This is a genomic window from Kitasatospora sp. NPDC043949 (assembly GCF_056435365.1).
On record NZ_JBWKEQ010000016.1, the window covers coordinates 77,467 to 88,977 of the forward strand.

The 11,511-nt window shown below is 72.9% G+C and carries 12 protein-coding genes; all 12 read right to left on the reverse strand.

Annotation, left to right across the window (positions count from 1 at the left end):
• Nucleotides 1-523 precede the first annotated feature (523 nt).
• On the reverse strand, nt 524-874 hold the full coding sequence (locus AC07AL_RS15780) for a histone-like nucleoid-structuring protein Lsr2 (protein ID WP_350878401.1): 351 nt from the start codon (nt 872-874) through the stop codon (nt 524-526).
• Between the two features lie 91 nt (nt 875-965).
• Nucleotides 966-1,502 carry an amino-acid N-acetyltransferase gene (locus AC07AL_RS15785; protein WP_350878402.1) on the reverse strand — a complete coding sequence of 179 codons (537 nt, stop codon included), beginning with the start codon at nt 1,500-1,502 and terminating at the stop codon, nt 966-968.
• A 10-nt stretch (nt 1,503-1,512) separates the two neighbouring features.
• Nucleotides 1,513-1,950, reverse strand: a complete 438-nt coding sequence (locus AC07AL_RS15790; RefSeq protein ID WP_363589010.1) for a BlaI/MecI/CopY family transcriptional regulator — start codon at nt 1,948-1,950, stop codon at nt 1,513-1,515.
• A 262-nt stretch (nt 1,951-2,212) separates the two neighbouring features.
• The gene (lysX, locus tag AC07AL_RS15795; protein ID WP_079135798.1) at nt 2,213-3,769 is read right to left on the reverse strand and encodes a bifunctional lysylphosphatidylglycerol synthetase/lysine--tRNA ligase LysX; all 1,557 of its coding nucleotides are present in this window, start codon (nt 3,767-3,769) and stop codon (nt 2,213-2,215) included.
• Between the two features lie 94 nt (nt 3,770-3,863).
• Nucleotides 3,864-4,604: a hypothetical protein gene (locus AC07AL_RS15800; protein WP_363589008.1), complete on the reverse strand. Its 741-nt coding sequence runs from the start codon at nt 4,602-4,604 to the stop codon at nt 3,864-3,866.
• Nucleotides 4,605-4,760: 156 nt separating this feature from the next.
• The gene (locus tag AC07AL_RS15805) at nt 4,761-5,546 is read right to left on the reverse strand and encodes a type III pantothenate kinase (protein ID WP_363589006.1); all 786 of its coding nucleotides are present in this window, start codon (nt 5,544-5,546) and stop codon (nt 4,761-4,763) included.
• 30 nt (nt 5,547-5,576) lie between these two features.
• On the reverse strand, nt 5,577-6,548 hold the full coding sequence (gene nadC / locus AC07AL_RS15810) for a carboxylating nicotinate-nucleotide diphosphorylase (protein WP_063348830.1): 972 nt from the start codon (nt 6,546-6,548) through the stop codon (nt 5,577-5,579).
• A gap of 4 nt (nt 6,549-6,552) precedes the next feature.
• Nucleotides 6,553-8,226 carry an L-aspartate oxidase gene (locus AC07AL_RS15815; protein WP_363617793.1) on the reverse strand — a complete coding sequence of 558 codons (1,674 nt, stop codon included), beginning with the start codon at nt 8,224-8,226 and terminating at the stop codon, nt 6,553-6,555.
• Nucleotides 8,227-8,242: 16 nt separating this feature from the next.
• Nucleotides 8,243-8,692, reverse strand: a complete 450-nt coding sequence (gene panD, locus AC07AL_RS15820) for an aspartate 1-decarboxylase (RefSeq protein ID WP_363587738.1) — start codon at nt 8,690-8,692, stop codon at nt 8,243-8,245.
• Nucleotides 8,693-8,770: 78 nt separating this feature from the next.
• Nucleotides 8,771-9,676: a pantoate--beta-alanine ligase gene (gene panC, locus AC07AL_RS15825; protein ID WP_363587740.1), complete on the reverse strand. Its 906-nt coding sequence runs from the start codon at nt 9,674-9,676 to the stop codon at nt 8,771-8,773.
• Nucleotides 9,676-10,605 carry a Rossmann-like and DUF2520 domain-containing protein gene (locus AC07AL_RS15830; RefSeq protein WP_363587795.1) on the reverse strand — a complete coding sequence of 310 codons (930 nt, stop codon included), beginning with the start codon at nt 10,603-10,605 and terminating at the stop codon, nt 9,676-9,678. Before AC07AL_RS15830 ends, panC begins: the two co-directional genes overlap by 1 nt.
• 211 nt (nt 10,606-10,816) lie before the next feature.
• Nucleotides 10,817-11,506, reverse strand: a complete 690-nt coding sequence (locus tag AC07AL_RS15835) for a response regulator transcription factor (RefSeq protein WP_350878413.1) — start codon at nt 11,504-11,506, stop codon at nt 10,817-10,819.
• Nucleotides 11,507-11,511: the final 5 nt, after the last annotated feature.

Consider the following 11,511-nt stretch of genomic DNA (forward strand, 5'->3'; position numbering starts at 1 on the left):
GACCAGCCGACACCAATCCCAACCTGATGCTGGGAAACGGTGTTCCCACAGGTGGCCCGGATGCACCGGATACCGCTACGCCATCGGCGAACAAGAGCCGCCGGGGCGGAGCCGGGCCGTCTCCGGCCGGTCACGCATACTGCCCCTGGACGGGTCGAAGAACCCGTCCACCTGCATTCATACCCGGTATCGGGGCGCTTCTCGCGCAGTTTCCGCGGTGGCGGTGTTCGCCTGGCGAGAAGTCGCGTCGCGGCGACGGCGGTTCGGCACGGCCGGTGCGGCAGGTACGCCGCCCGGTGGTGCCGGCGTTACCGCTTCGCCCTTACAGCGTTGCACAGCTCGTGATTGTTCCGCCGCCCGAGCCCGCGCCCCGGACGCCCCCCGGTACCGGTGGCCCTGCGGCCCCCGGGGTGCGCGCCGCGGGGCGCGGAGGAGAGTCCTCCGCGCCCCGCGCGTGTGTCGTCGGCGCCGTGTGCGGCCGCCGGGGCCCCGCATCCGCTCCGGCGTTCCGGTGGCGCCGGGGTCAGGACGCGTTGGCCTTGTCGTAGGCCTCGCGGACGGTGCTCGGCACCCGGCCGCGGTCGTTGACCTCCATGCCCTGCTCCTTGGCCCACGCGCGGATCTTCGCGGTGTCCGGCGCGCTGCCGGAGGGGCGCGGCGCGGTGCCGCGACCCGGGCGCCGCGGGCCGGCGAGCCGGCCGCTCTGCTTGCGGCCCTTCTCCACGTACGGCGCCAGCAGACCGCGCAGCTTGTCCGCGTTGACGCTCTTCAGGTCGATCTCGTAGGCAACGCCGTCGAGCGCGAACGTCACCGTCTCGTCCGCCGAACCACCGTCGAGATCGTCTTCAAGAATGACCTGCACCCTCTGTGCCACGGGCTTCCCTTTCCGCTAAACGACCCATTGCCTAAGGAAAGGAAAGCGCCTTTCTCCGGAAAACACAAACCCTTGACCGGCGCGGAGCCGCTCAGAGGTGCAGCAGCATGCGCGAGTTGCCCAGTGTGTTGGGCTTCACCCGCTCCAGGTCAAGGAACTCCGCGACACCTTCATCGTACGAGCGGAGAAGTTCTTCATAGACATCCGTAGCGATCGCCGCCGGGTCTGTCGTACCATCATCGGTTTCCTGAAGCTCTCCGATCTCGACGAAACCGTGTTTCGCGAAGAACGGAACCTCGAACGTCAAGCAGAAAATCCGACGGACGCCGAGCCAGCGCGCGGTCTGCAGCAGCTTCTCCAGCAGCAGATGTCCGACCCCGAAGCCCCGGCAGGACGGATCGACGGCGAGCGTGCGGACCTCGGCCAGGTCCTCCCACATCACGTGCAGGGCGCCGCAGGCCACCACCGCACCGGTGTCGTCGCGTTCGGCGACCCAGAACTCCTGGACGGATTCGAACAGTGTGACTGTGGGCTTGTCGAGCAGAATGCCGTCGCGCGAGTAGGCGTCGATGAGCCCGCGTACGGTCCGCACGTCCGTGGTCCGCGCACGGCGGATGGTGACCTCCATGGCCGGGACGTTATCGTGTCGCGCCCGGCGGGGTCTCCCCGGTATCCGGTCCCGGCTCCGCGGATTCGGCGGGGGGCGGATCCGGCGGGAACAGAGCGGTGACCCGCAAGGCGTCCCGCAGCGCCTCGCGCTGCCCGGGCGACATCAGGCCGAAGAAGTGCACCAGGGCCGCGGCCGGATTGTCACTGGTGGCCCACGCGTCGTTCATCAGCGCCGCGGTGTACGCCTCGCGGGACGAGACCGGTTCATATCGATAGGCCCGGCCGACCCGCTCGCGGCGCAGCCAGCCCTTTCTGTGGAGCTTGTCCAGGACGGTCATCACCGTGGTGTACGCGATTTCGCGTTCCGACTGCAGATCCAGGAGAACCTCGCGAACCGTCACCGGCCGGTTCCACTGCCACACCCGGGTCATGATGGCGTTCTCAAGTTCACCGAGTTGCCGGACCATAGTGCGGCCAGGATAGGGAGTGAATGGGGCAAATCTTGTGAAGTGCGCCAAACCGGCGCGCCGCCACCCCCGGAATCGGGAATGGCGGCGCGCCGGTGGTTCGGCGGCTGACGGTGTCAGTCGCGGGTTCGCTCGCGGGTCAGTCGAGGTCTTCCTTGGCCTTCTGGGCTCCGCCCTGGCTGCGGATGATGGCCCGCACCAGGAATCCGAAGCCGATCGCCATGACCAGCGGCGGCACGATCGCGCTGACGTAGTCCATCAGTCACTCCTCCTCGGTCTTCTCCGCCGTCGCGGCGGAAGCCTTCGCCTCCGGCTTCACCAACGGGAAGAGCACGGTCTCCCGGATGTTCTTGCCGGTCAGCAGCATGATCAGGCGGTCCACCCCGAGGCCGAGGCCGCCGGTCGGCGGCATCGCGTACTCCAGGGCCCGCAGGAAGTCCTCGTCGATCTGCATCGCCTCGACGTCGCCGCCGGCCGCCAGCAGGGACTGCGCGGTCAGGCGGGCGCGCTGCTCGACCGGGTCGACCAGCTCGGAGTAGGCGGTGCCGATCTCGGTACCGAAGATCACCAGGTCCCACTTCTCGGCCACGCCCGGCACCGAGCGGTGCTGGCGGGTCAGCGGGGAGACCTCGGTCGGGTAGTCCTTGATGAAGGTCGGCCGGACGGCGTTCTCCTCCAGCAGGCGCTCGACCATCTCCAGCACGATCTGACCGTGGCCCCAGTCCTTGTCGAACGGGATGCCGTGGTCGAAGGCCAGCTTGCGCAGCTCCTCGACGCCGGTCTCCGGGGTGACCTCGACGCCCAGGCGGGCGGAGATGCCCGGGTAGACGGAGACCTCCTCCCACGGCTCGGCCAGGTCGATCTCGTGCTCCACGCCGTGCGCGTCCAGGCCCTTGATCACCGTGGTGCCCAGCGCGTCCCGGGCCGCGTTGACGATCGTCTCGCGGATCAGCTCGGCCTGGGTGTCGTAGTCGCCGTACGCCTCGTACGACTCCAGCGAGGTGAACTCCGGGTTGTGGGTGGAGTCCGCGCCCTCGTTGCGGAAGTTGCGGTTGATCTCGAAGACCTTCTCGGCGCCGCCGACCACCAGCCGCTTGAGGTACAGCTCGGGGGCGATGCGCATGTAGAGGTCGATGTCGTACGCGTTGATGTGCGTCTTGAACGGGCGGGCGTTGGCGCCGCCGTGCACCGGCTGCAGCATCGGGGTCTCGACCTCGATGTAGCCGCGGTCCTCGTAGGTGCGGCGGATCGAGCGGACCACCTTGCTGCGCAGGTGCAGGATCTCGCGGGCCTCGGGGTTGACGATCAGGTCGACGTACCGCTGGCGGACCCGGGCCTCCGGGTCGGTCAGGCCCTTGTGCTTGTCCGGCAGCGGGCGCAGGCACTTGGCGGTGAGCTCCCAGCGGTCCACCATCACGGACAGCTCGCCGCGCTTGGAGGTGATCACCTCGCCCTCGACGCCGACCTGGTCGCCCAGGTCGATGTCCGTCTTCCAGGCCGCCAGCCGCTCCGCTCCCAGCTTGTCCAGGGAGAACATCACCTGGAGGTCGCCGGTGCCGTCGCGCAGCGTGGCGAAGCAGAGCTTGCCGCCGGTGCGGGAGAGGATCACCCGGCCGGTGACGCCGGCCCGCTCACCGGTCGCGGTGTCGGGTTCCAGGTCCGGATGCTTGGCGCGCAGGTCCGCGATGGTGCTGGTGCGGGGGAAGCCGACCGGGTAGGGGTCGACACCGGCCGCCCGGAGCCGGTCCAGCTTCTCGCGCCGGACGCGCATCTGCTCGGGAAGGTCGTCGGTCGCGGGGATGGGGCTCTGATCGCTCACCCCACAAGGGTAGCCAGCCACACACCGTGCTCCGCCACGGGATAACGCAGGAGGGGGGCCGCGTCGGCGGTCCCCCTCCTCGGGTGCGGGCGGCTCAGCCGGTGCCGGTGGCGAGTTCGATCTCGTCGGGGTCCGGCGCGGCCGGGGGCGCGGGGTGGGCGGGGGGCTTGGGGCGGCGCCCGAAGAGTTCGGCCGGGGTGGGCATCCGGTGCGGGCGGGGCGGGTTCTGGGGGGCGGTGGGCCGCTCGGCGGGGGAGTCGGTGCTGCTCATCGTGATCCGTCCTCCAACAGGGGTGGGGAGACTGCTCGGGGGTGCGGCGGGGCTCGGTACGACGACGAGGTGGCGGGGCTGCCCGGTGGTGAGGGCGAGCCGCTCGCGGACGGCGGCCTCGGCCAGCGCGTGGCAGCGGCCGGCCAGCCGGGAGCGGCGGGCGCGTTCGCCGTGGCCGCACGGCTGGCGGGTCAGCCCGCGCAGCGCGGTGAGGTCCTCCGGGCCGGGCAGGTAGCCGTCGGTCACGGCTTCCTCCAGGCGTTCCAGGTAGCCGGGGGCGCTGCCGGGCAGGGCCGCCCGGTAGCGCCCGAGGTCGGCGAGCAGGAAGGCGCGCAGCCGGCCGCCCTCCTGGACGGCCTCGTCGATCGCCTCGGTCAGACGCAGCGCGTCCTGGACGTCCTCCGCCCACAGCTCGGCGCCCGGGCCGGCGAACACCGGACGGTCGGGGAGCTGGAGGTGGACGGGGACGGCGGGGTGCAGGGCTTGGGCGAGGGCGCGGCGCAGCACGCGGACTTCGTCGGCGCTGAAGGCCATGCCGCCGCGCGATCCGTGTGGCGTAGGCATGGGCTGACACTACGTGAGGAATATCCGATTTGTCGGTAGCGTCGCGCCGACGCCCCACGTTCGGCCCGGCGGAATCGGCCGCGGGAGTGGGGGAGGACGCGCGTCGGCGCCCCCCGGACGGACCGGGGGGCCCCGACGGTGGGCCCCGGGGGCCGGTCAGGCCGGGCGGTTGCGCTCGAAGACCAGGCGCAGGCCGATCAGGGTGAGCCAGGGCTCGTGGACGTCGATGGTGGAGGCCTCGCCGAGGACCAGGGGGGCCAGGCCGCCGGTGGCGATCACCTGGACGTCGTCCGGGTCCTTGGACAGCTCCTTGGCCATCCGGTCGACCAGGCCGTCGACCTGGCCCGCGAAGCCGTACAGGATGCCGGACTGCATGCCCTCGACGGTGTTCTTGCCGATCACGTTGCGGGGCCGGGCCAACTCGATCTTGCGCAGCTGGGCGCCGCGGACACCGAGCGCCTCCACCGAGATCTCGATGCCGGGGGCGATCGCGCCGCCCACGTAGTCGCCGCGGGCGTTGACGGCGTCGAAGGTGGTGGCGGTGCCGAAGTCGACCACGATGCACGGGCCGCCGTACAGGTGGTTGGCGGCCAGGGCGTTGACGATCCGGTCGGCGCCGACCTCCTTGGGGTTGTCCATCAGGACGTGCACCCCGGTCTTCACGCCGGGCTCCACGATCACCGCGGGGACGTCGCCGTAGTAGCGGCGGGTCACCTCACGGAGCTCGTGGAGCACGGCGGGAACGGACGAGCAGATCGCCAGGCCCTCCACCGTGGCCTCCCGGACTGCGGTGTGGTTGCCCATCAACCCCTGTAGCAGCACTGCCAGTTCATCGGCCGTGCGGCGCGAATCGGTCGAGATCCGCCAATGTTCCACCACGTCCTCGCCGTCGAACAGGCCGAGCGTGGTCTGGGTGTTGCCGACGTCGATGGTGAGGAGCATGGGGCGCTTTCTGCGAGTCGGGACGAGAGGTCAGGCGCGCAGGTCGAGGCCGATGTCCAGGATCGGCGAGGAGTGGGTGAGCGCGCCCACCGCCAGGTAGTCGACACCAGTCTGGGCGACCTCGCGCGCGGTGGCCAGGGTCAGGCCGCCGGAGGCCTCCAGCTTCGCCCGGCCGGCCACCAGCTCGACGGCCTCCTTCAGCTGCGGGACGGTGAAGTTGTCCAGCAGGATCAGGTCGGCCCCGGCCGCCAGTACCGGCGGGATCTGCTCCAGGGTGTCGACCTCGATCTCGACCGGCAGGTCGGGGTAGGCGGCCTTGACGGCCCGGAAGGCCTCGGCGACGCCGCCGGCCGCGACCACGTGGTTGTCCTTGACCAGGGCGGCGTCGGACAGGGCCATCCGGTGGTTGGCGCCGCCGCCGCAGCGCACCGCGAACTTCTCCAGCGCGCGCAGGCCCGGGGTGGTCTTGCGGGTGTCCCGGACGACGGCGCCGGTGCCCTCCAGGGCGTCGGCCCAGGCGCGGGTCGCGGTGGCGATGCCGGACAGGTGGCAGAGCAGGTTGAGCGCGCTGCGCTCGGCGGTGAGCAGGTCGCGGGTGCGGGAGCGGACCGACAGCAGGACCTGGCCGGCCTCGACCCGGTCGCCGTCCTGGACGTGCCGCTCGACCTCGAACTCCTCCTCGCAGATCAGCGAGACGACCGCCTCGGCGATCCGCAGGCCGGCCACCACGCCGGCCTGGCGGGCGGTGAAGTCGGCGGTGGCGACGGCCTCGGCGGGCACGGTGGCCACCGAGGTGACGTCCTCGCCGCCGGCCAGGTCCTCGGCCAGTGCCAGGGTGGCGATGTCCTCGACCTCGATCGGGTCCAGTCCGGCCTGCTCCAGGAGCTCGGCCAGCTGCGGGTCCAGGCCGGTCTCGTAGCCCTCGCCGTCCCCGCAGGCGCAGCCGTCGCCGCAGCCGCCCTGGGCGTCGGCCAGGGGGAGTTCCTCGTGGGAGTGGGTCATGGTTCTACTGCTCCTCAGGGGTGCTGACGGGGCCGCCGGAGGCGGTGAGGGTGGTGATCAGGTGGCGCCGCCAGTGGGCGTCGTCGCGCTCGGGGAAGTCCTCGCGCCAGTGGCAGCCGCGGGTCTCCTCGCGCTGCGCGGCGGCCGCGACCAGCGCGGTGGCGACCAGCAGCAGGTTGGCGGCCTCCCAGGTCTCCACCCGCGGGTCGGCGGGCTTCTCCTCGGCGACGTGCGCGTGGGCCTGCTCGGTGAGCAGGGCCAGCCCGGCGGCGGTGCCGGCCATCGTGGCGGCCGAGCGCAGCACGCCCGCGCCGCGCGACATCAGCCGCTGGATCTCGGCGCGCGACTCGGGGGCGGGCAGCGGCACCGGCCGTGCGGCGCGGGCGGCGGCGACGTCCACGGCGCGCTCGGGCAGTGCGCCGCGGCGGTGGCGGTCGGCGAGGTCGGCGGCGATCCGCTCGGCGAAGACCAGGCCCTCCAGCAGCGAGTTGGAGGCCAGCCGGTTGGCGCCGTGCACCCCGGTGCAGGCGACCTCGCCGCAGGCGTACAGGCCGGGGACGCTGGTGCGGCCGTGCCGGTCGGTGCGGATGCCGCCGGAGGCGTAGTGCGCGGCCGGGGCGACCGGGATCGGCTCGGTGACCGGGTCGATGCCGTGCGCGCGGCAGGAGGCGAAGATGGTCGGGAAGCGCTGCTGCCACATCTCGGCGCCGAAGTGCCGCCCGTCCAGGTACATGTGCTCGGCGCCCTGCTCCTGCATGCGCCGGGTGATCGCCTTGGCGACGATGTCGCGCGGGGCCAGTTCGGCCAGCTCGTGCTGCCCGAGCATGAAGCGGGTGCCGTGCGCGTCCACCAGGTGGGCGCCCTCGCCGCGGACCGCCTCGGAGACCAGCGGCTGCTGGCCCTCGGCCTCCGGGCCGAGCCAGAGCACGGTCGGGTGGAACTGGACGAACTCCAGGTCGGTGACGGCGGCGCCGGCCCGCAGGGCGAGCGCCACGCCGTCACCGGTGGAGACCGCCGGGTTGGTGGTGGCGGAGAAGACCTGGCCCATGCCGCCGGTGGCGAGGACCACCGCGCGGGCCCGGACGGCGCCGACGCCGTCGCGCTGGCCCTCGCCCATCACGTGCAGGGTGAGGCCGGCGGCGTGCCCGTCGGCGTCGGTGAGCAGGTCGAGGACGAGGGCGTGCTCGATCAGCTCGACGCCGGGGTCGTTGCGGACGGCTTCCACCAGGGCGCGCGATATCTCGGCGCCGGTGGCGTCCCCGCCGGCGTGCGCGATCCGGCGGCGGTGGTGGCCGCCCTCGCGGGTGAGCAGGATCTCGCCGTCGGCGCCGCGGTCGAAGGCGGCGCCGACGGCGATCAGCCGGCGGACGGCGTCCGGGCCCTCGGTGACCAGGGTGCGCACGGCCTCCTCGTCACAGATCCCGGCGCCGGCCACCAGGGTGTCGTCCAGGTGCTGCTCGGGGGTGTCGCCCTCGCCCAGGGCGGCCGCGATGCCGCCCTGGGCCCAGCGGGTGGAGCCGTCGTCCAGCATCGCCTTGGTGACCACCATGGTCCGCAGGCCGGCCTTGCGGGCGTTGAGGGCGACGGTGAGGCCGGCCACCCCGGAGCCGACCACGACCACGTCGGTGGTGGCGGTCCAGCCGGGAGCCGGGGCGGTGAGGCGGTGCGTGGCGGACATGGCGTCAGTGGCTCCTTCAGCGCGCGGCGGTCGGGGCCGCGCCGTTGCCGTCACCGTACGCCCCGTCGCCGCGGAGCAGTCCGGTGCCCTCCGGGGCCTCGGCGGGGTCGCCGCCCAGGCCGGTGATCCGGTTCCGCTCGTCCACGAAGACGATGCTCGGTTCGTAGCCCTTGGCCTCGGCCGTGTCCATCTGCCCGTAGGCGATGAGTATGACCAGGTCGCCGGGGTGGACCAGGCGAGCGGCGGCGCCGTTGATGCCGATCACGCCGGAGCCGCGCGGGCCGGCGATGGTGTAGGTCTCCAGCCGGGCCCCGTTGTCGATGTCGACGATGTGGACCAGCTCGCCGGGGAGCAGGTCGGCGGCGTCGAGCAGGTCCTCGTCCACCGTGACGGAGCCGACGTAGTGCAGGTCGGCCTGGGTCACGGTGGCCCGGTGGATCTTGGACTTGAGCATGGTGCGGAGCATTGCGGGTCACGCCTCCTGTGAGTGCATGCCTGAAAGGGGAGCTCTTGCCGAACGGTTCCGTGCCGGGTGGCCGGTTGCCTAGCGGCAGATGACGTGGACGTTGTCGATCAGGCGGGTGGAACCCACCTTCGCGGCGACGGCCAGCACCGCCGCGCCCTGGAAGTCGTCCGCCGCTTCGCTGAAGTCGTGCGGGTCGATCAGGGCGAGGTAGTCGAGGGTGATGCCTTCGGCCGCGTCCAGGACGGCCGAGGCGGCCTCGCGGACGGCCTTCGGGCCCTGGGCGGCGGCGTCCCGGCCGGCGAACAGCGCCTTGGAGAGGGCGAGGGCCTGCTCGCGCTCGTCGGTGGAGAGGTAGCGGTTGCGCGAGGAGCGCGCCAGCCCGTCCTCCTCGCGGGCGGTCGGCACCCCGACCACCTCGACGTCGAAGTCCAGGTCGGCGACCATCCGCTGGATGATCGCGAGCTGCTGCGCGTCCTTCTCGCCGAAGAACGCGAAGTCCGGGTCGGTGATGTGCAGCAGCTTGGCGACGACGGTCAGCACGCCGTCGAAGTGGCCGGGGCGGGTGGCGCCCTCGAAGCGCTCGCCCATCGGGCCGGCCGACAGGCGCACCTGCGGCCGGCCGTTCGGGTACACCTCGTCGACGGAGGGCGCGAACACCACGTCGGCGCCGTTCTCCTCGGCCAGCTTCACGTCCTCGTCCAGGCTGCGCGGGTAGCGCTCCAGGTCCTCGGCCGGGCCGAACTGCAGCGGGTTGACGAAGACCGTCACCGCCACCCGGCCCTCCTGGCCGACCTGCTTGCGGGCGGCCCGGATCAGCGCGGCGTGGCCCTCGTGCAGCGCGCCCATGGTCATCACGACGGCGTTGTCGACCGGGCGCTCGTCCGGCCAGAACGCGGCCTCGAAGTCGTCCACGGTGCGGGTGACGACGGCCCGGTGGACCTTCGGCGCCCGCTGGGTCCTGACCGGCTGCTTTCCGCGTGCCATTAGCGATTCTCCTCGTTCAGTACGTCCAGCAGCGCCGCCGCCGACGCTTCGTCGATCGTCCCGTTGGCGAGCGCCCGCTGCGCGGTGGCGCGGGCCATCGCCCGGTAGGCCGCCGGGATGTCCGGGGACACCGTACTGAGCTGCGCCAGGTGGCGCCGCACGGTGCCCGCGTCGCCCCGGGCGACCGGGCCGGTGAGGGCCGCGTCGCCGGAGCGCAGGCTGTTGTCCAGGGCGGCGCCGAGCAGCGGGCCGAGCAGCCGGCCGGGCTCGGCGACGCCGGCCGTGCGCAGCAGGTCCATCGCCTGCGCGACCAGGGTGACCAGGTGGTTCGCGCCGTGCGCGAGGGCCGTGTGGTAGAGCGGGCGGACCTGCTCCGGCACCCACTCCGGCTCGCCGCCCATCTCCACCACCAGCGCCTCGGCGACCGGCCGCAGCTCCTCGGGGGCGGTCACCCCGAACGGGCAGCCGGCCAGCCGGTCCAGGTCGACGGAGGTGCCGGTGAAGGTCATCGCCGGGTGCAGCGCCAGCGGCAGTGCCCCGGCCAGGGTGGCGGGCTCCAGGATGCCGACGCCGTGCGCGCCGGAGGTGTGCACCAGCAGCTGCCCGGGGCGGACGGCGCCGGTCGCGACGAGGCCGGCCACCAGGTCGGCCAGCGTGTCGTCCGGCACGGTGAGCAGCACCAGGTCGGCGGCGGCCAGCACCTGCGGCGGGGTGACGATCCGCACCCCCGGCAGCAGCGCCTCGGCGCGGCGGCGGGAGGTGGCGGACACCCCGGAGGCGGCGACCACGGTGTGCCCGGCGAGTTGCAGGGCGGCGCCCAGCGCCGGGCCGACCCGGCCGGTGCCGACCACGCCGACGGCCAGCCGGGCCGGGCGGTTGCCGGGGTCGGTCGGGTCGTCGGCGTAGCCCGGGTAGCTCGGGTCGTTCAGGTGGCTCGGATCGCCGAAGCCGTCGGCGAGCGGGGCGAACCCGCCGTCGGCGGCGTGGTCGGCACTGTCGGACGTGTTCACGGCCCGGCCCTCGTCCTTAGCTCCTCGTTCCGGTCCTCTTCGGGTACCGGACGTACCGGCCCATTCTACGGGCGCTCAGCCGGTCCTCCACGGGGTGCTCCACGGGATGCCCGGGGATGCCCGGGGGCGCTCAGTCCGTCGCCCCGGCCCGGATCAGCCCGGCCTCGTAGGCGAGCACCACGGCCTGGACCCGGTCGCGCAGGCCGAGCTTGGCGAGGATCCGGCCGACGTGGGTCTTCACGGTGGCCTCGGAGAGCACCAGCCGGGCCGCGATCTCGCCGTTCGACAGCCCCTGGGCGACCAGCAGGAACACCTCCCGCTCCCGCTCGGTCAGCGGCCCGAGGGCGTCCGCGCCGGGCGCGCTCTGCGGAGTCGGCAGCACCTCGGCGAAGCGGTCGATCATGCGGCGGGTGGTGGTCGGCGCGACCACCGCGTCCCCGCCGTGCACCGCGCGGATCGCGGCCACCAGCTCGGTCGGCGGGACGTCCTTGAGCAGGAAGCCGCTGGCGCCGGCCTTGAGCGCGGCGAAGGCGTACTCGTCCAGGTCGAAGGTGGTCAGGATGAGCACGTGCGGGGCGTTGGGCACGGGGCTGCCGTCCTCGGCCAGGCAGATCCGGCGGGTGGTCTGCACCCCGTCCAGGCGCGGCATCCGCACGTCCATCAGGATCACGTCCACCTCGGTGTGCCGCAGCTGCTCCAGGGCCCGGGCGCCGTCGCCGGCCTCGGCGACGATCTCGATGTCGCCCTGCGACTGCAGGATCATCCGGAAACCGGTGCGCAGCAGTTCCTGGTCGTCGACCAGCATCACGCGGATGGTCAAGGTGG